At 68.2% G+C, this 26,087-nt stretch carries 22 protein-coding genes; 16 read left to right on the top strand and 6 right to left on the bottom strand.

Going from position 1 to position 26,087, the window contains the following annotated elements; translation table 11 throughout:
• Nucleotides 1-180 precede the first annotated feature (180 nt).
• Genes ACGVWT_RS15435 through ACGVWT_RS15425 form a run of 3 tightly spaced genes read left to right on the top strand, consistent with a single transcriptional unit; the run spans nucleotide 181 to nucleotide 3,979 of the window.
• A complete protein-coding gene (locus ACGVWT_RS15435; protein ID WP_315462631.1) occupies nucleotides 181-1,719 on the top strand; it encodes a DUF4173 domain-containing protein in 1,539 nt (512 codons plus the stop codon).
• Entirely contained in the window at nucleotides 1,716-2,441 is a 726-nt protein-coding gene (locus ACGVWT_RS15430; RefSeq protein WP_315462630.1) for a response regulator transcription factor, read from the top strand. The genes ACGVWT_RS15435 and ACGVWT_RS15430 overlap by 4 nt, the downstream gene beginning before the upstream one ends.
• A complete protein-coding gene (locus ACGVWT_RS15425; protein ID WP_315462629.1) occupies nucleotides 2,438-3,979 on the top strand; it encodes a HAMP domain-containing sensor histidine kinase in 1,542 nt (513 codons plus the stop codon). Before ACGVWT_RS15430 ends, ACGVWT_RS15425 begins: the two co-directional genes overlap by 4 nt.
• Before the next feature lie 125 nt (nucleotides 3,980-4,104).
• Here the strand turns inward: ACGVWT_RS15425 and ACGVWT_RS15420 are convergent, their stop codons facing one another.
• Nucleotides 4,105-6,048 (bottom strand): CocE/NonD family hydrolase, encoded by a 1,944-nt coding sequence (locus tag ACGVWT_RS15420; RefSeq protein WP_315462628.1) that lies wholly within the window; start codon nucleotides 6,046-6,048, stop codon nucleotides 4,105-4,107.
• Between the two features lie 210 nt (nucleotides 6,049-6,258).
• The gene (locus ACGVWT_RS15415; RefSeq protein ID WP_315462627.1) at nucleotides 6,259-7,542 is read right to left on the bottom strand and encodes an Hsp70 family protein; all 1,284 of its coding nucleotides are present in this window, start codon (nucleotides 7,540-7,542) and stop codon (nucleotides 6,259-6,261) included.
• A gap of 264 nt (nucleotides 7,543-7,806) precedes the next feature.
• Here ACGVWT_RS15415 and coxB point away from each other — a divergent pair, with 264 nt between their 5' ends.
• The 5 genes from coxB to ACGVWT_RS15390 are packed head-to-tail and all read left to right on the top strand — an operon-like array spanning nucleotide 7,807 to nucleotide 13,259.
• Nucleotides 7,807-8,772, top strand: coding sequence for a cytochrome c oxidase subunit II (gene coxB, locus ACGVWT_RS15410; protein ID WP_315462626.1), 966 nt, complete (start codon nucleotides 7,807-7,809; stop codon nucleotides 8,770-8,772).
• Nucleotides 8,769-11,279, top strand: coding sequence for a cytochrome c oxidase subunit I (gene ctaD / locus ACGVWT_RS15405; protein WP_315462625.1), 2,511 nt, complete (start codon nucleotides 8,769-8,771; stop codon nucleotides 11,277-11,279). The genes coxB and ctaD overlap by 4 nt, the downstream gene beginning before the upstream one ends.
• Nucleotides 11,276-11,653, top strand: coding sequence for a hypothetical protein (locus ACGVWT_RS15400; RefSeq protein ID WP_315462624.1), 378 nt, complete (start codon nucleotides 11,276-11,278; stop codon nucleotides 11,651-11,653). The genes ctaD and ACGVWT_RS15400 overlap by 4 nt, the downstream gene beginning before the upstream one ends.
• Nucleotides 11,650-12,228 (top strand): cytochrome c oxidase assembly protein, encoded by a 579-nt coding sequence (locus ACGVWT_RS15395; RefSeq protein WP_315462623.1) that lies wholly within the window; start codon nucleotides 11,650-11,652, stop codon nucleotides 12,226-12,228. The genes ACGVWT_RS15400 and ACGVWT_RS15395 overlap by 4 nt, the downstream gene beginning before the upstream one ends.
• Complete coding sequence (locus ACGVWT_RS15390) at nucleotides 12,225-13,259, top strand: c-type cytochrome (RefSeq protein WP_315462622.1); 1,035 nt, start codon at nucleotides 12,225-12,227, stop codon at nucleotides 13,257-13,259. Before ACGVWT_RS15395 ends, ACGVWT_RS15390 begins: the two co-directional genes overlap by 4 nt.
• A 118-nt stretch (nucleotides 13,260-13,377) precedes the next feature.
• On the opposite strand, the gene ACGVWT_RS15385 is transcribed toward ACGVWT_RS15390, so the two are convergent.
• Entirely contained in the window at nucleotides 13,378-14,283 is a 906-nt protein-coding gene (locus tag ACGVWT_RS15385; RefSeq protein ID WP_315462621.1) for a glutaminyl-peptide cyclotransferase, read from the bottom strand.
• 350 nt (nucleotides 14,284-14,633) lie between these two features.
• A complete protein-coding gene (locus ACGVWT_RS15380; RefSeq protein WP_315462620.1) occupies nucleotides 14,634-15,455 on the bottom strand; it encodes a cold-shock protein in 822 nt (273 codons plus the stop codon).
• A gap of 291 nt (nucleotides 15,456-15,746) precedes the next feature.
• Between ACGVWT_RS15380 and ACGVWT_RS15375 the strand changes: the two genes are divergently transcribed.
• The 6 genes from ACGVWT_RS15375 (at nucleotide 15,747) to ACGVWT_RS15350 (ending at nucleotide 20,823) form a co-directional block, all read left to right on the top strand.
• Nucleotides 15,747-16,367 carry a ribonuclease D gene (locus ACGVWT_RS15375; RefSeq protein ID WP_315462619.1) on the top strand — a complete coding sequence of 207 codons (621 nt, stop codon included), beginning with the start codon at nucleotides 15,747-15,749 and terminating at the stop codon, nucleotides 16,365-16,367.
• The gene (lptC, locus tag ACGVWT_RS15370) at nucleotides 16,360-17,019 is read left to right on the top strand and encodes an LPS export ABC transporter periplasmic protein LptC (RefSeq protein WP_315462618.1); all 660 of its coding nucleotides are present in this window, start codon (nucleotides 16,360-16,362) and stop codon (nucleotides 17,017-17,019) included. Before ACGVWT_RS15375 ends, lptC begins: the two co-directional genes overlap by 8 nt.
• Nucleotides 17,020-17,025: 6 nt before the next feature.
• Nucleotides 17,026-17,577: an LptA/OstA family protein gene (locus ACGVWT_RS15365; protein WP_315462617.1), complete on the top strand. Its 552-nt coding sequence runs from the start codon at nucleotides 17,026-17,028 to the stop codon at nucleotides 17,575-17,577.
• Nucleotides 17,578-17,856: 279 nt separating this feature from the next.
• Nucleotides 17,857-18,633: an LPS export ABC transporter ATP-binding protein gene (gene lptB / locus ACGVWT_RS15360; RefSeq protein ID WP_315462616.1), complete on the top strand. Its 777-nt coding sequence runs from the start codon at nucleotides 17,857-17,859 to the stop codon at nucleotides 18,631-18,633.
• Nucleotides 18,634-18,744: 111 nt separating this feature from the next.
• The gene (rpoN, locus tag ACGVWT_RS15355) at nucleotides 18,745-20,223 is read left to right on the top strand and encodes an RNA polymerase factor sigma-54 (protein ID WP_315462615.1); all 1,479 of its coding nucleotides are present in this window, start codon (nucleotides 18,745-18,747) and stop codon (nucleotides 20,221-20,223) included.
• A 303-nt stretch (nucleotides 20,224-20,526) separates the two neighbouring features.
• The gene (locus ACGVWT_RS15350) at nucleotides 20,527-20,823 is read left to right on the top strand and encodes a GIY-YIG nuclease family protein (RefSeq protein WP_315462614.1); all 297 of its coding nucleotides are present in this window, start codon (nucleotides 20,527-20,529) and stop codon (nucleotides 20,821-20,823) included.
• A 155-nt stretch (nucleotides 20,824-20,978) separates the two neighbouring features.
• Here ACGVWT_RS15350 and ACGVWT_RS15345 read toward each other — a convergent pair whose 3' ends face one another.
• Nucleotides 20,979-21,788, bottom strand: coding sequence for a hypothetical protein (locus tag ACGVWT_RS15345; RefSeq protein ID WP_315462613.1), 810 nt, complete (start codon nucleotides 21,786-21,788; stop codon nucleotides 20,979-20,981).
• Between the two features lie 84 nt (nucleotides 21,789-21,872).
• A complete protein-coding gene (locus tag ACGVWT_RS15340) occupies nucleotides 21,873-22,871 on the bottom strand; it encodes a ligase-associated DNA damage response exonuclease (RefSeq protein WP_315462612.1) in 999 nt (332 codons plus the stop codon).
• A 196-nt stretch (nucleotides 22,872-23,067) separates the two neighbouring features.
• On the opposite strand from ACGVWT_RS15340, the gene ACGVWT_RS15335 reads away from it, so the two are divergent.
• A complete protein-coding gene (locus tag ACGVWT_RS15335; protein ID WP_315462611.1) occupies nucleotides 23,068-25,473 on the top strand; it encodes a ligase-associated DNA damage response DEXH box helicase in 2,406 nt (801 codons plus the stop codon).
• 66 nt (nucleotides 25,474-25,539) lie between these two features.
• Nucleotides 25,540-25,914, top strand: coding sequence for a hypothetical protein (locus ACGVWT_RS15330; RefSeq protein WP_315462610.1), 375 nt, complete (start codon nucleotides 25,540-25,542; stop codon nucleotides 25,912-25,914).
• The last annotated feature ends 173 nt before the right edge of the window (nucleotides 25,915-26,087 follow it).

Here is a 26,087-nt window from a genome sequence, read left to right as displayed (position 1 = left end):
GAAGCGCGGCAATCCAGGGCGTCATGGTGCGGCTCTGGATTGCCGCGCTTCGCTCGCAATGACGCAATACGGCAGTCTGCACCGGATCTGCACGGCCCGCGCACAGCCTGAGCACCACCTGCCCCATCCCGCCTCGATACCCGCCCGCCATCCCTGCCGCGCCCTTGCAAAGGACGCCGCATGCCGCATCGCTCGCCCACGCCCCTGCTCGCCAAGATCGCGGCGACCGCCGCCGTGATCTGCCTCGTCGAAGCGCTGGTGATCGACGCCGCCGCGTTCCTGTGGACCGCCGCGCTCGGCTGGATCGTCGCGCTGATCGCCACGCGGCCCGCCCTCCGCCGCAGCCGCGCCGCGCTGGTCGCGCTCGCCGCCGCCACGCTGTTCGTCGCCGCAATGTTCGACGATCCCGGCCCCCTTGCCGTTCTGCTGTTCCTTGTCGCGATCGTCCTCGCCGCACTGCTGCCACGCCGCCGGTTCGATACGGCGATCGCCTGGGGCCTGCGCCTCGCCTGGTCTGGCCTCAGCGCGCTGCTGCTGCCGATCCGTGACGTCGCCCTCACCGCGCGCGTCCGTACGCGCCGCGCCCGGCCCGGCATCCGCCCCGGCGCCGTCGCCGCGATGCTGGTCCTGCCGGTCGCCGGCGGTGCGCTGTTCCTGACGCTGTTCGCCCAGGCCAATCCGCTGATCGAATCAGTGTTCGCCGGCATGGTCCTGCCCGATATCGGCGTCGTCCTGTGCCGCGGCGTGATCGCGATCATCGTGCTGCTGCCGGTCTGGGCGACGCTGCGCCCCGATCCCCGCAGCACGGCATGGGATGGCGCGCTGCCCGCTTTGGCGCTGCCGCAAACGGGCATCGCGACGCTGATCCTGTCGCTCGCCACCTTCAACACGATCTTCGCGATCCAGAACGCGCTCGATCTCGCCTTCCTGTGGAGCGGCGCGCCGCTGCCCGCCGGCGTGACGATGGCGGACTATGCGCATCGCGGCGCCTATGCGCTGATCGTCACCGCACTGCTCGCCGGGCTGTTCGTGCTGGTTACATTGCGGCCGGGCAGCCCCGGTGCCGCCAGCGTCGCAGTCCGCCGGCTGGTGACGCTGTGGATCGTCCAGACGCTGCTGCTCGTCGCCTCCAGCGCGTTGCGCACGCTCGATTATGTCGATGCCTATTCGATGACGGTGCTGCGCCTGTCCGCGCTCATCTGGATGGCGCTGGTCGCGACAGGCCTCGTGCTGATCCTGTGGCGACTGCTCGCCGGCCGATCGAGCGCATGGCTGGTCAACGCCAACGCGCTCGCCGCCGCGCTCGTGCTGACCGGCTGCACCCTCGTCGATCTGCGCGCCACCGCCGCAGCGTGGAACGTGCGGACGGCCATTGCCCGGGGTCCCCGCGCGCAGCCCGACCTTTGCTATCTTGAACGGCTTGGCGCCTCCGCGTTAGTGCCGCTCGCGCAACTTGAGCGCCGGACGCGCGATCCCGCGCTGCGCAATGCGATCGCCATGATCCGCTCGAATGCACAGGTCCGAGCAATGAACCGCCAGGCAAGTTGGAACGGCTGGTCGTGGCGCACGGCGCGTCGGCTGAACCAAGTCAAAGCCCTGACCGGTGCACCGCAAGCGGCGCAGAGGCCCGCCCCCGACGGCTGGTTTTGCAACACGGTCGCTGCGCCAGCCACTGCCGCCCCGGCAACCGCCCCATTGACGAAAGCCGCGCAACGATGATCCTGTGCCCGATGCCCCGCACCGTGCTGATCGTCGACGACGATCCCCATATCCGCCAGCTGCTCGCCTTCGCGCTCGACAAGGCTGGCCTGTCGCCGGTCGAGGCGGCGGACGGCGAGGCGGGGCTGGCGATGGCCCGGGCGCACAAGCCCGACCTCGTCGTCCTCGACATCAACATGCCGCGCATGGACGGGCTGGAGGTCTGCCGCCGGCTGCGCGGCGCCAAGGATGGTGGCGGCGACACGCCGATCCTGTTCCTCTCCAGCCGCGACGACGAGATCGACCGCGTGCTTGGGATCGAACTCGGCGCCGACGATTATGTCGTGAAGCCCTTCTCCCCACGCGAGGTCGTCGCGCGCGTGATGGCGATCCTGCGCCGCACCGCCGCCCGTCCGCCGCAGCTCGACGAAGCGCGCACGCTGGGCCACGGCCGCCTGACGCTCGACCTCGACGGCTGGTGCGCCGCCTGGGACGGCGCGGAGGTCGCGCTGACCGTCACCGAATTTTCGATCCTGCGCCTGCTCGCCTCGATGCCCGCCAAGGTCTTCAGTCGCGACGCGATCATCGACCGGCTGCACGGCCCCGGCTTCGCCATCACCGACCGCACGATCGACAGCCACATCCGCAATCTGCGCCACAAGTTCGCGACGGCCGGCGCCGCCGACCTGATCGAGACGCGCGCCGGCATCGGCTATCGCCTCGGCCCCTGCACCGGCACGTGATCGCCGCGCTGAAGGATTGGGCGAAGCGCCACTGGCCGCGCCTGCGGCTGCGCACGATCCTGTTCGCGACGCTGTTCGTCGTCGCCGCGCTGCCCGGCTTCGGCGCGGTGTTCCTGCGCGTCTACGAAAATACGCTCGTCCGCCAGACCGAGGCGGAGCTGGTCGCGCAGGGGGCAGCGCTCGCCGCCGCGGCGGCCGCCGACTGGCCGGGGACGACGCCCGCCACCCCGCTCTACCCGGGCCGCATCGTCGTGCCCGGATACGGTGTCGACCTCAGCCTCACCCCGATCCTGCCCGAACGCCCCGACCCGGCGCCCGCGCCTGCGCCCGCCCCGGATGCGGTGGCCGCCGCGCCCCGCCTCGCCCCCGTGCTGCGCGCGACGCAGATGACGACGCTCGCCTCGATCCTGCTGCTCGATCGCAACGGCCGCCTTGTCACCGGCGGCGGCGGCCTTGCGGCGCTGCCCGAAGTCGCCGCCGCGCTGCACGGCCGGCCCGCCACCACGCTGCGCCGCAACGGCGCCTATCGCGCGGTCTATCGCTTCGAATGGCTCAGCCGCGCCGCCGCGATCCGCATCCACCATGCCCGTCCCATCGTCGTGAACGGCCGCGTCGTCGGCGTGCTGCTGCTGTCGCGCACCGCCCGCGCGCTGTTCCGCGGGCTGTATGAGGATCGCGGCAAGATCGCGATCGGCATCGCTGCCATCTTTGGCCTGCTGATCGTCATCAGCGGCGTCATCTCGCGCGGCGTCACCCGCCCGATCGAGCGGCTGGGCCAGGCGACCCGCGCCGTCGCCAGCGGCCGGGGCAGCGTGCCGGAGGTTCCGCCCACCGCCGCGATCGAAATCCAGGGCCTCTACGCCGATTTTGCCGCGATGACCGCCGCGATCGAGCATCGCTCACGCTACCTGCGCGACTTTGCCTACGCCGTCAGCCACGAATTCAAGACGCCGCTCGCCGGCATTCGCGGCGCGATCGAGCTGCTCCACGACCACCCGGACATGGCCGCGGCCGACCGCACGCGCTTCCTCGCCAATGTCGATGCCGATGCGCAGCGGCTGACGCTGCTGACGACGCGCCTGCTCGACCTCGCCCGCGCCGACATGACCGCACCGGGCGAGCCCTGTGCCGATCCCGCCGGGGTGATCGCGCGCGCGGCGGACGCGGTGCGCGGCCCGGCCTTTGGGGTCGAGACGACGCTCGCGGCTCTTCCACCCGTCGCGCTGCCCGCCACGACGATCGAAACGACGCTCGCCACGCTGTTCGACAACGCCCGTCAGGCAGGGGCCGGCACCGTGCGGATCGACGCCGCCACCGACACCGCGCACCTCCTCCTGACGATCCGCGACGACGGCCCCGGCATCGCGCCTGCCGATGCCGCGCGCCTGTTCGAACCCTTCTTCACCACCCGCCGCGGCCAGGGCGGCACCGGCCTCGGCCTGTCGATCGCCCGCTCGCTGCTGGAGGCGGGCGGCGGCACGATCGCGCTGGAGGCGGCACATCCCACCAGATTCCGCGTGACGCTGCCGCTCCTCTAACCCACGCCGTCACCAAACCGTCGCCCCAGCGCAGGCTGGGGCCTTAAGCGGCTCCTGTCCCGAGCCATCACCGGGAGATCCCAGCCTGCGCTGGGATGACGGAATGTGACGGAGGTGACGAAGGATTACTGCGCTTTCGCCTGCACCTGCGCCTGCTCCACCGGCACAACCGGCAGCAGCACCGCGCTCGGCGTCTTGCCGCCGCGCTCGATCGTCACCGTCGCTTTCTTATAATCCCCCGGCTTGGCGAAGAAGATGTTCGGCACATACGTCTGCGGATTGCGGTCGTAGAGCGGGAACAGGCTCGATTGCACCTGCACCATCACGCGGTGACCCGGCTGGAACACGTGGTTCACCGTCGGCAGGCGGAACTTGTAATGCTGCACCTTGCCCGCGGGAATCGCCGACGGCTTGGCAAAGCTGTCGCGATAGCGCCCGCGGAAGATGTCGAGGCTGATCGGCAGCTGATACCCGCCCATCTTCGGATCGGTCGCATTCTGGCCCGGGAAGACGTCGATCACCTTCACGACGAAATCGCCGTCCGTCCCCGTCGTCGTCGCATACAGGTCTGCGATCGGCGCGCCTGACACGCGCATAGGCGTGGTCAGCACCGGCGTGACATAGGTCATCACGTCGGGGCGGCCATCGGCATGGCGCTGATCGCTCACCAGCCAGTCGCCCCAGCGCCCGTCGTCGAAATTCACCGGCCGCGGCAGATGCGGCACCGGCTTGGACGGATCGGAGACATAGCTGTCACCCCCGGCCGCCGCCGTGTCGAAGCCGAGCCCGCCGTTCGCCTGCAGATACATCGGCTTCAGCGGCGACGCGCAGCCGCTGTCGCAGGCGAGCGGCCAGTTGGCGAACCGGTCCCAGTGGTTTTCGCCGGTATTGTAGATCGCCGCGGTCGGCAGGTTCGCTGGCGGCCCGTCCTTCAGATACTGGTCGAACAGCGGCAGCACCATCTGCTCGCGGAACTGCGCCGCGGTGTCGCCATTCCACTGGAACGGCCCCAGGCTGCGTCCTTCGCGGTTGATCTGGCTATGCCGCCACGGCCCCATGACCAGGAAGTTGTTGCCCGTCTTCCCCTTGGCCTTCAGCGCCTCCCAGCTCGTGATCGCGCCATACATATCCTCCTGGTCCCACAGGCCCTGTTCCCAGATCGTCGGCACGTTGGAGGGGTTCGCGCTCAGCAATTTGTCGAGCGCCTGCCCCTGCCAGAAGGCGTCATAGGCCGGATGATCCGACATCCGCTTCCAATAGGGCAGCTGATCATAACCCGACTTCTTCGCCCAATCCCCGGCAGAGCCGGTGCGGAAATTGTCGTAATCGTCCCACCCGCCGGTCGGCGGCAGCGGCCCGCCGCTCTTGTAGCCGGTCTGCCCGCCCAGCCAGGCGATATTGGCGAGGCGGAACGCACCGTAATGGAACCAGTCGTCGCCCATCCACCCGTCGATCATCGGGCTTTCGGGCGCCGCGACCTTCAGCGCCGGGTGCGGGTGCAGCAGCGCCATGACAACGGTGAAGCCTTCGTAGCTCGACCCGATCATGCCGACGCGTCCGTTGGACTGCGGCAGGTTCGCCTTGTTCACCAGCCAGTCGATCGTGTCATAGGCGTCCGTGGTATGGTCCACCTTGGTGGGGTTCAGCGGACCGATCACCGGCCGCGTCACGACATAGTCGCCCTCCGATCCGTATTTGCCGCGGATGTCCTGATAGACGCGGATATAGCCGTTCTTCGAAAAGATCTCGTCCGACAGCGGCAGCGCATTGACCATCGACGGCGAATCGCTGCGATTGGCGCGGCCCGAGGCGTTGTACGGCGTGCGCGTCAGCACGATCGGCGCGTTGGTGGCGTTCTTCGGGATCACGATGACGGTGTGCAGCTTCACCCCGTCGCGCATCGGGATCATCACGTCGCGCTTGATATAATCGTTGTCCGCGCTCGGCAGTACGAACTTCGCCGGGATATCGCCCCCCGGCGGCGCCAGATTGGGGTTCGTCTGCGTCTGGGCCTGCACCCCCACCGACAGAAGCGCGATCGAGGACAGCAGCAGGACGGAACGACGCATCGGGGGATCTCCGGCAGATATGTTGCCGCATGCTAGGGCGAGAACGCGGCAGGGTACAAGCCACGCGCCATCACAATTCCTCCCCGGCACGGGGAGGTGGCACTGCGCAGCCGTGACGAAGGGGACTTCCCCGAAAGCGAGGCGTTTGCGGCAAGCCCCCTCCACCCCGCCGCTGCGCGGCGCGGTCTCCCTCCCCGTGCCGGGGAGGATTTACACCGCCCACATCCCCACGTCCTTCTGCTGTCCGATCAGCGCCAGGCCATGCGCGATCGAGGTCAGTTCGCCGCCCGTCGCCAGCCGCGCCTCGCCGAACCGCTCGGCGAACAACCGCCGGATGCGCGGCGTCAGCGACGTACCGCCGGTCAGGAACACCCGGTCGATCGCCTCCGCCGCAACGCCCGCCGCCGCCAGGGCCTGATCCACCGCCGCATCGATCCGCGCGACATCGGGGGCGATCCAGCTCTCGAAATCGGCGCGCCGCACCTCCGCCGCGATGTTCAGCCCCGCGCCCTCGAACCGGAATTCCGCGACCTCCGCTGTCGACAGCGCGCGCTTCAGCCGCCCGACCGCGTCGTACAGGCGATAGCCCTCTTCCTCCTCGATCACCGCGATCATCCGCCCGATCGCCTCCGGATCGGTCGCGTTGCGGCGCAGCTTCTCCAGCTCGGCCAGCGTCTTGCGGTTGCGCATCAGCGCGAGGCGCGACCAGTCGGCGAAATCGGCGAAATAGCCGCCCGGTATCTCCAGCACCTTGTCGAACGAGCGATAGGTGCCGCCCTTGCCCAGCATCGGCATCACCAGATGTTCGACGATCCGCCGGTCGAAGCGATCGCCCGCGATGCCGACGCCGGCATGGCCCAGCGGCTCGCACCGCCGCCCCGCGCCCGGCGCCGCGATCCGCACCACCGAAAAGTCGCTGGTGCCGCCGCCGAAGTCGGCGACCAGGATCGTCGCCGGCTCGTTCAGTCGCTCGGCATAGCTGAACGCCGCGCCCATCGGCTCGTAGACGTAATGCACCTCCGCACCCAATTGCGCGAACACCGCATCGTAGCGCGCCTTGGCCAGCGCCTCGTCGGGCTTGGCGCCTGCGAACGTCACCGGCCGGCCGACCACGACGCGATCGGCGCGTGTCATCGCGCCTTTCGCTCGCGCCGCCATCTTCGCGACGAACAGCTGCCCCAGATCCTCGAAGCGCATCCGCCGCTCGAACACCGGCGCGGTATCGAAACTCGCATTCGCCGCCACCGATTTGAACGACTGAATGAAGCGGCTCCCCTGCGGAAAGTCGAGATATTCGCGGATCGCCCACGGCCCGGCCTCCGACAACACGCCGCCGCGCCCGCGCTCGTCCTCCCAGAAACACAGCGCCGACCGGAACACCGCCTCCGTCCCCTCGGGCGCGTCGAGCGAGACGAGCGCCGCCTCGCCCCCTGAGGCGACCGCGGCGACGGAATTGGTGGTGCCGAAATCGAGGCCGAGCGTGCGTGTGGTCATGGCGGGGGCGCATCGACCGCGCGGCTGCGGGGGTCAAGCCGTTGCGTCCCAACTCCGGCACACCCACACCGTCATTCCCGCGCAGGCGGGAATCCAGAACCTCTAACGGCGCGGCTCCGTCGAGGACCTGCGCGTCTGGATTCCCGCCTCCGCGGGAATGACGGAACCATAATTTCCATTCGCCACTGCCACCCGCCCCACCCCAGCAATCTTTCCTTACACGATTGAACTCGAACCGATTCGGCCCCGAAGCGTTCGGCATCGATGCGGGGGACCAGGGGCTTCATCATCACCGGCGGCTGCGTCCTGCTCGCAGGCTGCAACACGCACCAGTCGACGCTGGCCCCCTTTGGCGCCGACGCCGCCGACATCCGCCACCTGTTCCTGCTGATGCTGGCCGGCGCGGTCGTCATCGCCGGCGCGCTCGCGCTGCTGATGCGCCATGCGGTGCGCGCGCCCGAAGGCGAGCTCGGCCTGCAAGGCGGCATGCGCCTCGTCCTGTGGCTCGGCGGGATCATCCCCACGATTTTGCTGCTCGGCCTGCTCGTCTATTCGCTCCCCTTCATGCGCCCCCGCCCCATCGCGCCCGCCGATTTGCAGGTCGCGGTCGATGGCGAGCAATTCTGGTGGCGCGTCACCTATCGTCCCGCCGGCACCGCCCCGGTCGAGACCGCCAACGAAATCCGCATTCCCGTCGGCCGCACCGTCGCCTTCCGCCTGACCGCGGCGGATGTCGTCCACAGCTTCTGGATCCCGGGCCTCGCCGGCAAGATGGACATGATCCCCGGCCGCACCAACACGCTGGTCGTCCGCGCCGACAAGGCCGGGCGCTACCGCGGCCAGTGCGCCGAATTCTGCGGCCTCAGCCACGCGCTGATGGCGCTCGACGTCGTCGCGATGGAACCCGCGGCGTTCGACACCTGGCTCGCCGACCAACGCCGCCCGGCCACGTCCCAGGGAGAAGGCGCCCGCCTGTTTGCAGCCAACGGCTGCAACGCCTGCCACACCGTCCGCGGCGCCGGTCCGGCCGGCCGCATCGGCCCTGACCTCACGCATTTCGGCGCGCGGCCCACGCTCGCCGCCGGCATCCTGCCGATGACGACGCACAACGTCGCCGCCTTCATCCGCCATCCCGAACAGACCAAGCCCGGCGTCCGCATGCCGGCCTTCCCGCAACTGACCCCAGCCGAGGCCACCGCCATCGCCCGCTATCTCGAGGGCCTGAAATGAGCCTCCACGCCCAGGACGACCCCGCGCTCCGTGCCGCCCAGGAAGACCGCCTGCGCGAGGTGTGGAAGCCGCCGTCGGGCTGGTTCTTCCGCTGGACCGACGTCAACAACAACCGCATCGGCGTCTGGTATACGCTGACTGCCTTCGGCTTCATGCTGTTCGCCGGCGTTCTCGCGCTCATCATGCGCACGCAGCTGGCGGTGCCCGACAACGATCTCGTTTCGGCGAACACCTTCAACCAGCTGTTCACGCTGCACGGCTCGATGATGATGTTCCTGTTCGCCGTGCCGATGTTCGAGGCGGTGTCGATCATCCTGCTGCCGCAGCTGCTCGGCGCGCGCGACCTGCCCTTCCCGCGCCTCTCCGCCTTCGGTTATTGGAGCTTCCTGCTGGGCGGCGTCTTCGTCGGTGGGTCGATCTTCTTCAACGCCGCGCCCGATGGCGGCTGGTTCATGTATCCGCCGCTGACCACGCGGACCGACCTCAGCGGACTCGGCGCCGACATCTGGATGCTCGGCCTGTCGTTCATCGAGGTGTCGTCGGTCGCCGCTGCGGTCGAGCTGATCGTCGGCGTGCTCAAATGCCGCCCGCCCGGCATGCGCCTCAACCTGATGCCGCTCTACGCCTGGTACATCCTGGTCGTCGCGGTGATGATCCTGTTCGCCTTCCCGCCGTTGATCGCGGGCGACCTCTTGTTCGAGATGGAGCGCCTGCTCGGCTGGCCGTTCTTCGACGCGGCCAAGGGCGGCGACCCGTTGCTGTGGCAGCACCTGTTCTGGATCTTCGGCCACCCCGAAGTCTACATCGTCTTCCTGCCCAGCATCGCCCTGTTCGCGATGCTGATCCCCACCTTCGCGCAGCGTCACCTGCTCGGCTATCCGTGGATCGTGCTCGCCGCGGTCGGCACCGCCTTCCTGTCGTTCGGCCTGTGGGTCCACCACATGTTCGCGACCGGCCTGCCCAAGATCAGCCTCGCTTTCTTCTCCGCAGCGTCCGAAGCCGTGGCGATCCCCACCGGCGTCCAGATCTTCGCCTTCATCGCGACCTTGTGGGCGGGCAAGGTGAAATGGTCGACGCCGCTGCTCTACGCCAGTGGCTCCCTCGCGATCTTCGTCATCGGCGGCCTGACAGGCGTGATGGTCGCGATCGCGCCGTTCGACTGGCAGGCGCACGACACCTATTTCGTCGTCGCGCACCTGCATTACGTGCTGATCGGCGGCACGCTGCTGCCGCTGTTCGGCGGCCTGTATTATTATTGGCCGCTCATCACCGGCAAGAAGCTCAGCGACCGCCTCGGCCGCACCGCCTTCTGGATCATGTTCGTCGGCGTGAACCTGACGTTCTTCCCGATGCACCTGTCGGGCCTCGAAGGCATGCCGCGCCGCGTCTTCACCTATCCCGCCGACCTCAACATCGGCTGGCTCAATCTCGCCTCGACCGCCGGCTCGTACCTGTTCGCAACCGGCGTTCTGGTGCTCGTCCTCGACCTCGCTCTGTCGCCGACGCGCCGGAAGGCGCCGCGCAATCCGTGGAACGCGGGCACGCTCGAATGGCTGGCGCACCCCGATGACGAGGATTGGGGCATTCGCTCGGTCCCCCTGATCGAAAGCCGCTATCCGATCTGGGACCAGAAGGATTTCGTGAAGAAGGTCGACGAAGGCCGCTTCTTCCTACCCGACGCGGAAGAAGGCCGGCGCGAGACGATCATCACCTCGGTCCTCGACGCGAAGCCCGTCTCCGTCATTCGCCTCGGCACGCCCAGCGTGAAGCCGATGATCACCGCCGTCGCGCTGGGCGCGGTGTTCATCCTCACCACCTATCACCTCTATATGCTCGCGGCGGTCAGCGGCGTCGTCACGCTCGCCTGCGTGTTGTGGTGGCTGTGGGACACCGCCGAAATCCCCGAAAAGCCCGCAAAGCCGATCGGCCACGGCATGACGATGCCGCTCTACATTGCCGGCCCCGCCGCACCCGGCTGGTGGGCGATGTTCATCACGATGATGGCCGACGCCACCGCCTTTTCCGGCCTCGTCTTCGGCTATTATTTCTACTGGACCATCCACCCCGATTTCGGCGCGGGCTTCGACGGGCCGGGCGCCAGCGGCCCGCTGGTGGCACTCGGCCTCAGCCTCGCCAGCTGGGCGGCGACCGTCGCCGCCCGCGAACTCAACCATCGCAGGCTCGTAACGCTCGCGCGCGTGGCGCTCGTCGCGGGCGCCGCCGCCGCGCTCGCCAGCATCGTCGCGGCGCTGGGATCGCTCGACGGCCTCGATCCCAAGGCGAACGTCTATCCCGCGATCGTCTGGGTGCTGATCATCTGGACCGCCGTCCACGCCGGCGTCGGCATCGTCATGCAGCTCTACACGCTCGCGCGCAGCCTCGCCGGCCGCATGACGCCCACGCATGACGCCGACCTGCGCAACATTACCGTCTACCAGCATTTCTTCGCGCTCACCGCGCTCGTCACGTATCTGACGGTCGGCCTGTTCCCGGAGGCGGGGCTGTGAAGCGCTTTCTCTCCCGTGCCCGCAGCCTGCGCGTCACGCTCTGGACGCTGATCGTGCCGCCCACGACCTGGGCGGTGCATTTTCTCTTTTCCTACCTCTGGGCCGCCGTGTCCTGCGCGAAACTCGGGCAATGGGCGCGCTTCCCCACCGCCTTCGCCATCGGCACCGCCGCCGCCCTGCTCGTCATCGTGGCGTCGGGTTTGATCGCCTGGCAGCAATCGCGCACGCCCGGCGATCCGCCGCCCCATAACGAAGGCACCGACATCGATCGCCTGCGCTTCCTCGCTTATGCGACGATGCTGCTCGCGGGGCTAAGCTTCGTCGCGGTCATCTTCACCGCCGCCCCCGTCATCGTGCTGAGCGATTGCCGATGAGCCGCGCGCCCCTCCTCGCCGGGCTTGCCTTGGTGCCGGTCGGCTGGGCGCTCAGCCCGTTCGGCATGACCGGCCATATGGCGGCGCACATGATCGCCGTCGCCATCGCCGCGCCACTCATTGCGCTCGGTCTACAGGGCAGCCGCTACGATCCCGCCACGCTGTTCCCCCGCCTCGCCACCCCGCTCGCCGCCGCGCTGGTGGAGGCGGTGGTGGTGTGGGGCTGGCACGTGCCCGCGCTGCGCCGCCTCGTCGCGCATGCGCCGCTATGGCTTGCGGTCGAACAGGCGATGTTCCTCGCGGCCGGTCTGCTGCTCTGGTCCGCCGTGCTCGCCCCCCGCCACCGCGCGGCCGGCGTCGCCGCGTTACTCGTCACCTCGATGCACATGACGCTGCTCGGCGCGCTGATCGGCCTCGCGCCACGGCCGCTCTACATGCACCACGCCACGGACGCGCTCGCCGACCAGCAGCTTGCCGGCGTCGTCATGCTGCTCGTCGGGGGCATCGCCTATCTCGTCGGCGGGCTGGCAATGCTCGGCCGCCTGCTCCAGCCGCGCGAGGGAGCGCCCGCATGACGATCCGCATCACCTGGTTGCGCGCCATCCTCACGCTGGCCCTGCTCGGCGCTGCCGGCATGCTGTTCGCCTGGTCGGGCGTGATGAATCTCGCCGCCTCGTCGGGCCATTGGAAGATCACCGACTGGTTCCTCCACTGGGCGATGCGCAGCTCGGTTCGCACGCATGCCGCCTTTACGTCGCCCGACGACCCCGCCGACGCGCGCAGCCTCGTCAGCGCGGCGGGCCATTTCGCCAATTCCTGCGCGGTCTGCCACGGCGCGCCGGGCGTAAAGCCCTCGCCGGTCATGCAGGCCGCCACGCCCCCCGCGCCGGACCTTGCGGTCAACGCCAAGGAATGGACCGACAAACAGCTGTTCTGGATCCTCCAGCATGGCGTCAAATACACCGGCATGCCCGCTTGGGCGGTGCAGGACCGTCCCGACGAAGTACGCCGCATGGTCGCCTTCGTCCGCCGCCTGCCCGGCATGACGCCCGCGCAATACAAGGCGCTGGTCGGCGAGACGAACCCCGCCGCCCCGCTCGCGCAATGCGCCGGGTGCCACGGCAGCGACGGCCGTGGTCGAGGGGTGCCCGACATGCCGATCCTCGGCGGTCAGTCGCAGGAGGCGTTGCTCGCAGCGCTACAAGGCTATGCCAGCGGCACCCGCTCCAGTGCGGTCATGCAGCAGGTCGCGATGCGCATGACGCCTGCCGAGATGCGTGACGCCGCCCGCGCCTATGCCGCCATGCCCGGCCTCGGCACCGCGCCCGCCCCCACCACTAATGCCGACGCCGCCGCCGCACGCATCGTCAGCCAGGGCCTGCCCGCGATCCAGCTGCCCGCCTGCGCCAGCTGCCACGCTCCCGGCAAACCCTATCCCGTCCTCGCCGGCCAGCGCGCCAGCTACATCGCCCAGCGCCTGCGCCACTGGCGCGGCGACGACACCGTGGTCGACGCGCGCAAGAGCCACGCGACCATGCCCGTCATCGCCCGCCGCATTCCCGAAGAGATGATCGACCCGCTCGCCCGCTATCTCGCCGGGCGGTGATCGGGGGGGATTCACTCCCCTCGTCATCCCGGCCTTGAGCCGGGATCCCGCTTCTTTCTCTGCGACGATGAAAAGCGGGACCCCGGCTCAAGGCCGGGGTGACGGATGGAAAGGGCCCCTACCGCGCGCGCCCCACCTCATCACCCAGCTTGATCTCGAACAGTGTCGGCCAATATTTCCCCGTCACGAACAACCGGTCGTGCGCCGCGTCATACGCGATGCCGTTCGCCACCGCGTCGGGATCGGGATTGTTGATCTCCGCGATTAGCGGCCTGAGGTCGATCAGCGCCTCCACCTTGCCGCTCGCCGGATCGATGCGCGCGATGAAGCCGCTCATCCACACATTGGCGAGGATCTTGCCGCCGACATATTCCAGCTCGTTCAAATTCTTCAGCGGCCGCCCGTTCAGCGTCACCGCGAGTCGGCCGCGCTCCGCAAAGCGCACCGGGTCCATCCGCCGCAGCACCGGCGTGCCGTCCGACAGCAGGATCGACGTCGCGTCGCTGGTCATCCCCCAGCCCTCGCCCGCATAGCGGAACGGCTTGCCCGTCTGCGTCAGCGCCGGCAGCGCCCAGCGGAATCCGATGCCCGTCTTCCACGTCACGCTGGCCAGGCTCTTCTGCCAGCAGGCAATCCCCTCGCCGAACAATTGGGGCGACAGCCGCGCGCGCGTCACCACCTTGCCGTCGTCCAGCGTCACCCGCCGGATGTCCGACGCGCCTTCCTTGCCCGTGCTTTCGTACAGCGCGCCGCCGCAGAACAGCAGCCCCTCGGTGAACGCCCCCGAATCATGCGGGAAGCGCGCGACCACGTCGGCGGCATAGACCGGCACGCCCGATTCGGCGTCGGTCGCGGGCGCGGGAACAGGCTGGGCGGCGGGCGATGCCACAGCGCGGGGTGCCGCCCCCTGCGAGGCCTTGGCCTGCGGCGCAGCCACCGCCGCCTGCCGCGACACGGCCGCTCCCGCAGCCCCCAGAACCGCCACCGCCGCGGCGATCGCCGCCAGAGAAGATCGTGCCATCATCGGCACATGCCGTCGCACGCCCGCCCGAAAAACGCAAAAGGCGGGCGGTGCTTTGAGCGCCCGTTCCTCCGCGCATGCGACCAACCGTCATCCCAGCCATCAACCGTCGACCCAGCGTTTCACCGTCATCCCAGCGCAGGCTGGGATCTCCCAGTGACGGCGCGGGACAAGAGCCACAAAAGACCCCAGCCTTCGCTGGGGTGACGTCCGGGTCGAGGGATCAGGGCCATCGCCCCCCTCCCGTCGCGCCCGCCCGCGCCGCGCCTCAACCGCCTACGCCCCCGAAACGCAAAAAGCCCGGCACCTGCGGGATGCAGGGCCGGGCCTTTCACATTAGCGAATCGGGACGATTACGAAGCCGGCGACAGGTTCACCGCGGCATACTTGCCACGACGGTCGACCTCGAGTTCGAACTGCAGCTTGTCGCCTTCGTTCAGCGTGCCCATGCCGGCGCGCTCGACGGCCGAAATGTGCACGAATGCGTCGGGCTGGCCGTCATCGCGCTGAATGAAGCCGAAGCCCTTCATCGCGTTGAAGAACTTGACCGTACCGGTCGCCTTCTCACCGGTCAGCTGGCGCTGCGGGCCACCGGCGCCGCCGGCGCGCGGACCACGATCGCCGAAGCCGCCTTCACGCGGTTCGCGGGGAGCGCGCTCGGTCACCGCCATCGGCTCGCCGTCGATCTTCAGCTCGGTCGCCGAGATGCGGCCACCGCGGTCGACCAGCGTGAAGCCGAGCGGCTGGCCTTCGGCGAGGGCGCTGAGGCCCGCCTGCTCGACCGCCGAGATGTGGACGAACACGTCTTCGCCGCCGTCATCACGGACGACGAAGCCGAAGCCCTTCTGCGCGTTGAAGAACTTGACCACGCCGGTGCCTTCGCCGACGACCTGCGGGGGCATGCCGCGGCCACCGCCGCTGAAGCCGCCACCGCCGCCGCCGCGGAAACCACCGCCGCCGCCGCCGCCGAAGCCGCCACGGTCGCCGCCGCCGAAGCCGCCGCCACCGAAGCCACCACCGCCGAAGCCGCCACGATCACCGCCGCCAAAGCCGCCGCCACCGAAGCCGCCGCCGCCGTAGCTGCTGCCGCCACCGAAATCGTCGCCGCCGAAACCGTCGCGCTTGTCGCGACCACGTCCGCCACGATTGCCGCGGCCACCTTTGTCGTAACTCATAACCCTATTCGTCTTCCCGGTTCGCCCGCATCCAATCCGTCGAAGAACCCGTGCGCCGGACGACGAACGCGAGCCTCCGGGCGCCAAACCTATTGCGCCTTGGGAGCTGCCATAGCGCACATTACAAGTCCCCGCGAACAAATTCGTCGTATCTTGGGTGCAAGTCGTGCCGATACTTGCCCATTGTGGCCGCCACAGCACGTTTATCGCTGTGGTGCGCACGTATCGCGATGTTTCGGTGACACAATGTTAATCGTTGAGCCGCGCCGCGGAGCCGCGTAGGGCTGCGGCATGACCGTTCACTTCCACGAGGAAGACCTCCCCGCCGACGTCTTCGCTCCCGGCGCATCGATCGCCGTCGACACCGAAACCATGGGTCTCATCACGCCCCGCGATCGCCTGTGCGTCGTGCAGCTGTCCGATGGCGGCCCCGACGAACATCTCGTCCGCTTCGGCCCCGACAGCGATTATGCCGCGCCCAATCTGAAGGCGGTGCTGGGCGACCCTGCGCGCGTGAAGCTCTATCATTTTGGCCGGTTCGATATCGCCGCGCTCCAGCATTATCTCGGCGTCGTCGCCGCCCCGGCATACGACACCAAGATCGCCTCGCGCCTGATTCGCACCTACACCGATCGTCATGGCCTGAAAGAACTGGTCCGCGAACTGCTGGGGCAGGAACTCAGCAAGCAGCAGCAATCGTCCGACTGGGGATCGCCCGAACTCAGCGACGCGCAAAAGGATTATGCGGCCAGCGACGTCCGCTTCCTCCACCGCCTGAAGACCGAGCTGGACCGCCGCCTGATCCGCGAAGGCCGCATGGAACTGGCGCAGCAGTGCTTCGACTTCCTGCCCACTCGCGCAGCGCTCGATCTCGTCGGCTGGCCCGAAATCGACATCTTCGCGCATGCCTGAGGCGATGGCGGCGACCGGCGATGGCCTGGCGCGCGTGCGGACGGCACGCCAGCGCTGGGCCGCGCCCGGCAGCCGCCACGACCGGCTCATCACCTTGCTCAACAGCGGGCTGCCGATCGCGATCGGCGTGCTTGCCGCCTTTCTCGTCATGGCGCCGCTCACCGCCAGCAACGAAGTCTCCTTCGTGCTCGACAAGAACAAGGTCGAGGTCGCCAAGGAACGCATGAAGCTGCAGGCCGCGACCTATCGCGGGCAGGACGACAAGGGGCAGGCGTTCACGCTCAACGCCGGCTCGGCGGTGCAGCAAAGCAGCAGCGTGCCGATCGTCCAGATCAACCGCATGGCCGCCGATCTGCAGTTGCAGGACGGCCCGGCGACGCTGCGCGCCGATCAGGGGCGCTACGACCTCAAGACCGAACAGATGAAGGTCGACGGGCCGATCGCGGTGCGCGGCCCCAACAACTATCGCCTCGACACCAGCGATGCGACGATCGATTTGAAATCCAAGACGATGCAGAGCGATGGCAAGGTCACCGGCACCGTCACGCAAGGGAATTTCAGCGCCGATCGCCTGAACGCCAATCTCGACGATCGCACCGTGCGCCTCACCGGCAATGCCCGCTTGCGGATCGTGCCGGGAAGGACGAAATAGCCGCCCATGCGCGCGCTCCCTTTCCTCATCCCGGCCGTCCTTGCCCCGGCCATTCTCACCGTCGCCGCCCCTCTGGCCGCGCAGACCGCGCACAATTCGAACGCGCCGATCGATTTCGGCGCGGACACGATCGAATTGCAGGACAAGGCGAATCGGGCGGTCCTGTCGGGCAATGTCAATGTCCGCCAGGCGGAAATGACGCTCACCGCGGCGCGCATGACGGTGTTCTACACGGGGCAGGTGATCGGCGGGAACCCGCAGGTCTCGCGTCTCGACGCGAGCGGCGGCGTCACGGTCAAGCGCCCGGATCAGACCGCCAAGGCGCAATATGCCATCTACGATCTCAACCGCCGCGTCATCACGATGCTGGGCGCGGTCACGCTGACACAGGGCGGCAACACCGTGAACGGCGGCCGCCTGACCATCAACCTCGACACCGGCCGCGCCGTGATCGACGGCTCCTCGGTCCGCGGCTCCGCCGGCGCGCCCGGCGCCACGACCAGCGCCGCCCCCAACGGCCGCGTGACCGGCACCTTCTCGGTGCCCAAGCGCAACTGAGGCACCGGGGCAGCCGCCCAATGTCTCCGTCACCCCGGACTCGTTCCGGGGTCCACTCTGCGGCGAGGGGGCCGGCCGGAGCCTCTTGTCCCCCTCCTTGCGGCCCGGTGAACCCCGGACCAAGTCCGGGGTGACGGGTCGCCCGCAGCCCCCACCCATCGCAAGGGGGCTTCCCTCCGCGCCCTCCCCGCGCCATGACGCAAGCCGCATGCACGAAGCTTGCCAACGGGCCCTCCGCCGGCAACGCTCCGCTAACCCTTTGATGCGAGGCATCAGCCGATGGACGCCGTGACCGACCTTCAAACTGCCGAAGCGATCCACGAAGCGCCCGCCAACCGCGGCCTGCAAGCGATCTCGATCGCCAAGTCCTACGACAAGCGCGTCGTCCTTACCGACGTCTCCGTCTCGGTCGACCGTGGCGAGGTGGTCGGCCTGCTCGGACCCAATGGCGCGGGCAAGACGACCTGCTTCTATTCGGTGATGGGTCTGGTGAAGCCCGATTCGGGCCGCATCATGCTCGATGGCGAGGATATCACCCGCCTGCCGATGTACCGCCGCGCGATCCTGGGCCTCGGCTATCTGCCGCAGGAAACCAGCATCTTCCGCGGCCTGTCGATCGAAAAGAACATCGGCGCGGTCCTCGAACTCTCCGAACCCGACAAGGCGAAGCGCCCCGCCAAGCTCGACAAACTGCTCGACGAATTCGGCCTCACCCGCCTGCGAGCCAGCCCGGCGATGGCGCTGTCGGGCGGCGAACGCCGCCGCGCCGAGATCGCCCGCGCGCTCGCCGCCGATCCGTCGATCATGCTGCTCGACGAACCCTTCGCCGGCATCGACCCCATCTCGATCGCCGACATCCGCGATCTGGTGAAGGACCTGAAGCGCCGCGACATCGGCGTGCTGATCACCGACCACAACGTCCGCGAAACGCTCGACATCGTCGATCGCGCCTACATCATCTACGATGGCCGCGTGCTGTTCGCCGGCTCGCCGGAAGAACTGGTCGCCGACGCCAACGTCCGCCGCCTGTACCTCGGCGAGGGCTTCTCGCTGTAGGGATATGGAGACGGCGGTCCCCCCAACCGTCATCCCAGCGCAGGCTGGGATCTCGTGCGACCGGCGCTCACGGTCGAAGAAGACCCCAGCCTGCGCTGGGGTGACGGTCTGATGTCTCTCGCCCCCCGCCTCGACATCCGCCAGTCGCAATCGCTGGTGATGACGCCGCAGCTGCAGCAGGCGATCAAGCTGCTCGCGCTGTCCAACCTCGAAATCGAAGGCTTCATCGCCGAAGAGATCGAGAAAAACCCCCTGCTCGAAGCCGCGCAGACCGAAGAGGTCGTCCGCCCCGAACGCATCGAGCGTGACGAACCCGCCGGCGCCGACGATCTCGTCACCGGCGCCGCCAAGGCCGATCCGCTCGACGTCGACTATGCCACTGAAAGCCACCAGCAGGACAGCGTCGCCGACGGTGGTGGCGGCTTCGACGGCGCGCTCGGCCTCAACGGCGGATCGGGCGGCGGCGGGGTCGGCGGCGAAGACGGCATCGACTTCGATTCGTTCGCGGAAGGCGACAAGAGCCTCGCCGACCACCTTCTCGCCCAGGCCGGCGCGGTCATCGACGGCCCCGACTGGTTCATCGCCCAGCATCTGATCGACCAGATCGACGAGGCGGGCTACCTCACCGTCCCCCTGCTCGACATCGCCAATCGCCTCGGCACCGCGCTCGCCCGCGTCGAACATGTCCTGGAGCAGATCCAAACGCTCGACCCCACCGGCGTCGGCGCGCGCGACCTGGCCGAATGCATCGCCTTGCAGGCCAAGGAAGCGGACCGCTACGATCCCTGCATGGCGCGGCTGATCGACAATCTCGATCTGCTCGCGCGCGGCGAGCTCACTCGCCTCAAGCGCATGTGCGGCGTCGATGACGAGGACATGGCGGACATGATCCGCGAGCTGCGCAGCTACGATCCCAAGCCCGGCTGCCGCTACGGCGGCGAACCCGCGCCCGCGGTGACGCCCGACCTGTTCGTGATGAAGACCAAGGCCGGCTGGGGCATCGAACTCAACGCCGCGACGCTACCGCGCGTCCTCGTCAACCGCCGCTATTATCACGAACTCAGCCACGGCCCGCAGGACAAGAGTTCCAAGGCCTGGCTGTCCGACGCGCTCGCATCCGCCAATTGGCTCATCAAGGCATTGGACCAGCGTCAGCGCACGATCATCAAGGTCGCGACCGAAATCGTGAAACAGCAGGAAGCCTTCTTCCTGCAAGGCGTCGCCCACCTCAAACCGATGACACTCGCCAAGGTGGCCGAGGCGATCGAAATGCACGAATCGACCGTCAGCCGCGTGACGAGCAACAAATATTTGAGCTGCGCGCGCGGCGTCTTCGAACTCAAATACTTCTTCACCAGCGCGATCCAGGCGGCCGACGGCGGCGACGCGGTGTCGGCGGAAGCAGTCAAAAGCGCTATCCGCGCGCTCATCGCCGGCGAAGGCGCCAAGATCCTGTCCGACGACACATTGGTCGAACTGCTCCAAGCCAAAGGCTTCGACATCGCCCGCCGCACCGTCGCCAAATACCGCGAAGCGATGGGCATCGGCAGCAGCGTCCAACGCCGCCGTGCGCGGGCGTTGGGCGGCTGATCCGCCTCGCGTCACCCCGGGCCTGACGTGAGGCAACGTTTCCTCATCCTACGCTCGGTCGAAAAGAAGCGGGACCCCGGCTCAAGGCCGGGGTGACGGGGAATGTTACCGGGAACCCCAGGCCGATCACGAGCGAGCCTCCTACCCGCCAAACGAACCCAGCCCCAAGCCCCCCACCCCTTCGTCACCCCGGGCTCGACCCGGGGTCCCGCTTCTTCTCCCCCTTCAGCAAACACCGACGCCCCAGCCCAAATCAAAACGTCTGATCTTGACTCACCGCCCGCCCGTTTCCACCATCCCCGCATGCCATACGACCGCGGCGGCTGGGTCTACTTCATGAGCGACCGCTACCGCGGCACGCTCTACGTCGGCGTCACCGCGCATCTGACCGCCCGCATCCACCAGCATCGCACCGGCGACGGATCGGATTTCTGCCGCCGCTACGGATTGCACCGCCTCGTCTGGGCCGAACGCGGCGCCACGATCACCAACTGTATCGCACACGAAAAGCGCCTCCAACGCTGGCACCGCGACTGGAAGATCGCGCTGATCGAACGCAACAATCCCGATGGGCGCGACCTGTCCGACCAGCTCGCCTGATCCCCCCACCCCCATCACGCAACCGGCGCCACCCCACTTCCGTCACCCCGGCCTTGAGCCGGGGTCCCGCTTCTTACGTCGCCGCCAAGAGAGAAGCGGGATGCCGGATCAAGTCCGGCATGACGGGGTGAGGACTTACAACTATCCGTCACCGATCAGTCGCTGATCGTCCACCCCTGTCGGGCGTCGCGGCCCCGGACCGGCTGGTTCGCCTCACGCGTGCGGCGGAAATTTTCGTCTGCGGTCCACCGGTCGTTCCCCTGCGAAGCCGGCGCCTGCGACAGCGCCACGATCTTGATCGGCTGCGCGGGCGGGGGCGATACGCGTGTAGCGGCCACCGGCGCGACAGGCGCGGCGGGAATCACCCCCCGCGGTACGGTAGGCGCCGACTCGGTGATCATTAGGCGCCCGTCGATGGTCTTCATCGTCGATCCGCCGGGCCGACCGGCCGCCAGCGCGGCGATCGCGCCGGTGCCATAACCCGACAGGAAGACCTCGCGGCCATATTCGTCGCGGTGATCGACGATCGCGACACCGGGCTGCGTGCCGTCCGGTCCGCCCAGGATGCGCAACACCTCCGCCACGTCGGCGGTGTAGCAGGCCGTTGCCTTGCGCGACCGGCAGCCGACCGGCGCGACCGCCTCTTGGCTCGGCCGCGCGTACAGCGTCGCGCTGCTTATGCCGTATGACGTCACGCCCCTGCCACCAAGCAACATGACGTAACGATAGCCCTCGTCGCGCGCCCGCTCCGCGGCCCGATACAGCGCCATGTCGATTGCCTCGTCGCGACCGCGCACGGCGGTCTCGATCTGCCACGACCCGTCCTTTGCGATCCTGTCTTCGTAGCCCAGCTTGTAGCCGATGCCATGCCAGCGCTTCATCGGCCCGTAGTACGGCGCCTCGTCGCGTCCGGCCCAGGCAGGCTGCGCGATCGCCAGCAGCAGGAGACAGGGCCATATCCGCATCGTTACCGTCCTTTTCGCAGGTACGGACGGCGCTAGCGCAGTGGCGTTAACCGCCGATTGATGCCGAGCCGGGGACGGACGCCCTCAATCGTCCTCATCCTCGAACCCCACCAGCGCCAGTGCGCGCGCCTTCATCTGGCGTTGCTCGCACCAATGGACCAGCGCCTCTTCGCGGCCGTGCGTCACCCACACCTCGCGCGGGGCGATCTCGCTCAGCGTCTCGGTCAGTTCGTCCCAATCGGCGTGGTCGGACAGGATCAGCGGCAGTTCGACGTTCTTCTGCCGCGCGCGCTGGCGCACCCGCATCCACCCGCTCGCCATCGCGGTGATCGGATCGGGCAGCCGCCGCGACCAGCGGTCGTTGAGCGCGCCGGGCGGGCACATCACGACATGCCCCGCCATATCCGCCTTCTTGGCGTCGGCGACCGGCAACAGCTCGCCCAGCCGCACGCCATGTTCGGCATACAGGTCGCACAATCGCTGCAGCGCGCCGTGGATGTAGATCGGCGCCATATGCCCGCGCTCGCGCAATTCGGCGATCACCCGCTGCGCCTTGCCCAGCGCATAGGCCCCCACCAGCACGCAGCGATCGGGGTTGGCGTGCAGCCGCTCGATCAACTTGTCGATCTCGTCGCCGGTATCGGGATGGCGGAACACCGGCAGCGCAAACGTCGCCTCGGTCACGAACACGTCGCACTTCACCGGCTCGAACGCCGCGCACGTGGGGTCGGGTCGCCGCTTGTAATCCCCCGAGACGACGACGCGCTCGCCGCGATAATCGAGCACGATCTGCGCCGATCCCAGCACATGGCCCGCGGGGACATAGCCGACCTCGACCTCCCCCATCCGGATACTCTCGCCATACGCGACGGGGTGGCCCGCCTGCTCGCCATAACGTGCATCCATGATCGCGAGCGTCTCCGGCGTCGCCCACACCGCTGCATGCCCACCGCGCGCGTGATCGGCATGACCATGCGTCACCAGCGCCTTGGCCACGGGCTCGGACGGATCGATCCACGCATCCGCCGGCTTCACGTAGATCCCGTGCGGATGCGGTTCCAGCCAGTCGCCCAATCGTGCCATCCCGCTACTACGCGCCAGATGGGCCCCCGTGTCCCATCCCCGCATATGCCGTCACCCCGGACTTGGTCCGGGGTCCACTCCGCGGCGAGGGGGACGGCCCGAACCTCTTGTCCCCCCGTGGCCCGGTGGACCCCGGAACCAGTTCGGGGTGACGGGGGATATGGCGCAGCCCGCGCGCGCCCCTACATACATCACGATGGATCTCCCCCAGCCGCTGACCGACTGGTTCGCCTCCCGCGGCTGGCGCCCGCGCCGCCACCAGCTCGACATGCTGCGCGAGGCCCGCGCCGGCCGCCATGCGTTGCTTGTCGCCACCACCGGCGCCGGCAAGACGCTCGCCGGCTTCCTCCCGACGCTCGCCGAGCTGATCGAGGCGCCGACGAACGGACTCCACACCCTCTACGTCTCGCCGCTGAAGGCGCTCGCGGTCGACATCCAGCGCAACCTCGTCACCCCCCTCGACGAAATGGGCGTCGACATCCGCGTCGAAACCCGCACCGGCGACACGCCCAGCGACCGCAAGGCGCGCCAGCGGGTGAAGCCGCCGCAGATCCTGCTCACCACGCCTGAATCGCTGTCGCTGCTGCTCAGCTATCCCGACAGCGTCACGATGTTCGCCGGCCTGAAGACGATCGTGATCGACGAAGTCCACGCCTTCGCCACCGGCAAGCGCGGTGACCTGCTCTCGCTCTGCATGGCGCGCCTCCAGCGGATCAGCCCTGCCTTACGCCGCGTCGCTTTGTCCGCCACCGTCGCCGACACCGACGGCTATCGCGCGTGGCTCGCCCCTGACGGCGACATCGGTGAGGTCGCGCTGGTGCAGGGCGAAGCCGGCGCCGACCCCGACATCACCATCCTGCTCCCCGAAGACCGCGTGCCCTGGTCCGGCCATTCGGGCCGCTATGCCGCGCAACAGGTGATGGCTGAGATCGAGGCGCACGCCACCTCGATCATCTTCTGCAACACCCGCAGCCTCGCCGAACTGATCTTCCAGGATCTGTGGAAGGTGAACACCAACAGCCTGCCGATCGGCGTCCACCACGGCAGCCTTGCGCTCGAAGCGCGCCGCAAGGTCGAAGGCGCGATGGCATCGGGCCGGTTGCGCGCGCTTGTCGCCACCGCCAGCCTCGACCTCGGCGTCGACTGGGGCAATGTCGATTGCGTCATCCAGATGGGCGCGCCCAAGGGCTCCAGCCGCCTGCTCCAGCGCCTCGGCCGCTCCAACCACCGCCTCGACGAAGCGTCGCAAGGCATCCTCGTCCCCGGCAACCGCTTCGAATATCTCGAAGCGCGCGCCGCCTTGGACGCGGTGGAAGCGGGCGAACTCGACCCCGACATCTTCCGCCCCGGCGCGCTGGACGTGCTCGCCCAGCACGTCATGGCGCTCGCCTGCGCCGCGCCCTTCGACCAGGCGGCCTTGCTCGACGAAATCCGCTCCGCTTTGCCCTATTCGGCGCTCGACGACGACACGTTCGACCGCGTCCTCCATTTCATCAGCGACGGCGGCTACAGCCTGAAGGCCTACGATCGCTTCAAGCGCCTGACGAAGGACCCCGACGGCCTGTGGCGCGTCAGCCACCCCAGGTTCGTGACGCAGCACCGCCTCAACGCCGGCATCATCGTCGAGGCGACGATGCTCAACGTCCGCTTCAAGAACGGCCGCCATCTCGGCAAGGTCGAGGAAGGCTTCGCCGCACAGCTCAGCCCCGGCGACACCTTCTTCTTCGCCGGCCTCAGCTGCGAAGTGCAGAGCATCGACACCGAAGACCTGATCGTCCGCGCCTCGAGCAAACCCGCCCGCATTCCCACCTACGGCGGCAGCCGCATGCCGCTGTCGACCAACCTCGCCACCCGCGTCCGCCACTTCCTCGCCGAACCGGAGCAATGGCACCGCTTCCCGCCCGACGTGCGCGACTGGCTGGAATTCCAGGCGAAACGCTCCGCCCTCCCCCGCCCCGGCCAGCTGCTGGTCGAAACCTTCCCGCGCGAAGGCCGCCACTATATGGTCGCCTACAGCTTCGAAGGCTGGAACGCGCACCAGTCATTGGGCATGCTCATCACCCGCCGCATGGAGGCGGAGGGGCTGAAGCCGTTGGGCTTCGTCGCCAACGACTATGCGCTCGCCTGCTACGGCCTCGAACAGGTCACCGACCCCGCCGCCTTGTTCAGCCCCGACATCCTCGAACACGAATTCGTCGACTGGGTGCAGCAGAGCCACCTGCTCAAACGCGCCTTCCGCGAGGTCGCGGTGATCGGCGGCCTCGTCGAACGCCAGCACCCCGGCAAGCGCAAGACCGGCCGACAGGTGACCTTCTCGACGGACCTCATCTACGACGTCCTGCGCAAATACGAACCCACGCACCTGCTCCTGCAAGCCGCCTGGGACGACGCCCGCGCCCGCATGACCGACGTCGGCCGCTTGGCGCACCTGCTCGACCGCGCCGCCGACACGATGCTCCACGTCGACCTCGACCGCATCACCCCCCTCGCGGTGCCGGTGCTGACCCTGATCGGCCGCGAAAAGGTCTCCACCGGCTCCGCCGACGACGCGCTACTGATCGAAGCGGAAGCGCTGGCGGCAGAAGCGATGCGGATCGATTGAGGGATAACCGGAGAGTATCCTCTCGCCCCACTTGCGGACGTTCGAGGCATCAATCAGAACTCTTGCATGAGCTACGACTTAATGGTGTTCGACCCTGCTATTGCTCCGCGCAGCAGAGATGAATTTCTGCGTTGGTATGATGACCAGACAGCGTGGGATGAGGGTCATTCCTATGACGATCCGCAAGTCACCACCCCCTTGCTTGCAGCATGGTTTGCGGAGATGTCGGAAGCGTTTCCGCCAATGAACGGCCCCCATGCGTCGAGCGATTATGACAATCCGAACGTGACCGATTACTCGATTGGCCGATCCGTCATCTATGCGGCATTCGCTTGGTCGGTGGCCGAATTAGCCTTCGCAGAAGTTGACCGCCTTGCAGTAAAACACGGTGTGGGCTTCTTCGATGTTAGCAGTAACGAAGGCGAAATCCGCTTCCCCTGAATGGCCGCCACCTCCGAAGTCGAGACATTCCACGTACGCCCATTTCAACACATTCGGTGGCAAAAACATCCTTCGTCATTCCCGCGAAGGCGGGAATCCATAACCTCTACCGTTTCGTTCAAGCCGGAAGGCCAGCCAGTCTGGATTCCCGCCTTCGCGGGAATGACGGCGGT

This window comes from Sphingomonas sp. S6, assembly GCF_043498045.1.
Taxonomy (GTDB): domain Bacteria; phylum Pseudomonadota; class Alphaproteobacteria; order Sphingomonadales; family Sphingomonadaceae; genus Sphingomonas.
Note: the sequence above shows the minus strand (reverse complement) of the source record. Positions and strands in the feature narration are given on the sequence as shown.

Coding starts and splice junctions, on each gene's coding strand:
- ACGVWT_RS15435 (WP_315462631.1), top strand. CDS start 181: ATGCCGCATCGCTCGCCCACGCCCCTGCTCGCCAAGATCGCGGCGACC.
- ACGVWT_RS15430 (WP_315462630.1), top strand. CDS start 1,716: ATGATCCTGTGCCCGATGCCCCGCACCGTGCTGATCGTCGACGACGAT.
- ACGVWT_RS15420 (WP_315462628.1), bottom strand. CDS start 6,048: ATGCGTCGTTCCGTCCTGCTGCTGTCCTCGATCGCGCTTCTGTCGGTG.
- ACGVWT_RS15415 (WP_315462627.1), bottom strand. CDS start 7,542: ATGACCACACGCACGCTCGGCCTCGATTTCGGCACCACCAATTCCGTC.
- coxB (WP_315462626.1), top strand. CDS start 7,807: ATGCGGGGGACCAGGGGCTTCATCATCACCGGCGGCTGCGTCCTGCTC.
- ctaD (WP_315462625.1), top strand. CDS start 8,769: ATGAGCCTCCACGCCCAGGACGACCCCGCGCTCCGTGCCGCCCAGGAA.
- ACGVWT_RS15395 (WP_315462623.1), top strand. CDS start 11,650: ATGAGCCGCGCGCCCCTCCTCGCCGGGCTTGCCTTGGTGCCGGTCGGC.
- ACGVWT_RS15390 (WP_315462622.1), top strand. CDS start 12,225: ATGACGATCCGCATCACCTGGTTGCGCGCCATCCTCACGCTGGCCCTG.
- ACGVWT_RS15385 (WP_315462621.1), bottom strand. CDS start 14,283: ATGATGGCACGATCTTCTCTGGCGGCGATCGCCGCGGCGGTGGCGGTT.
- ACGVWT_RS15380 (WP_315462620.1), bottom strand. CDS start 15,455: ATGAGTTACGACAAAGGTGGCCGCGGCAATCGTGGCGGACGTGGTCGC.
- ACGVWT_RS15375 (WP_315462619.1), top strand. CDS start 15,747: ATGACCGTTCACTTCCACGAGGAAGACCTCCCCGCCGACGTCTTCGCT.
- lptC (WP_315462618.1), top strand. CDS start 16,360: ATGCCTGAGGCGATGGCGGCGACCGGCGATGGCCTGGCGCGCGTGCGG.
- ACGVWT_RS15365 (WP_315462617.1), top strand. CDS start 17,026: ATGCGCGCGCTCCCTTTCCTCATCCCGGCCGTCCTTGCCCCGGCCATT.
- lptB (WP_315462616.1), top strand. CDS start 17,857: ATGGACGCCGTGACCGACCTTCAAACTGCCGAAGCGATCCACGAAGCG.
- rpoN (WP_315462615.1), top strand. CDS start 18,745: ATGTCTCTCGCCCCCCGCCTCGACATCCGCCAGTCGCAATCGCTGGTG.
- ACGVWT_RS15350 (WP_315462614.1), top strand. CDS start 20,527: ATGCCATACGACCGCGGCGGCTGGGTCTACTTCATGAGCGACCGCTAC.
- ACGVWT_RS15345 (WP_315462613.1), bottom strand. CDS start 21,788: ATGCGGATATGGCCCTGTCTCCTGCTGCTGGCGATCGCGCAGCCTGCC.
- ACGVWT_RS15340 (WP_315462612.1), bottom strand. CDS start 22,871: ATGGCACGATTGGGCGACTGGCTGGAACCGCATCCGCACGGGATCTAC.
- ACGVWT_RS15335 (WP_315462611.1), top strand. CDS start 23,068: ATGGATCTCCCCCAGCCGCTGACCGACTGGTTCGCCTCCCGCGGCTGG.
- ACGVWT_RS15330 (WP_315462610.1), top strand. CDS start 25,540: ATGAGCTACGACTTAATGGTGTTCGACCCTGCTATTGCTCCGCGCAGC.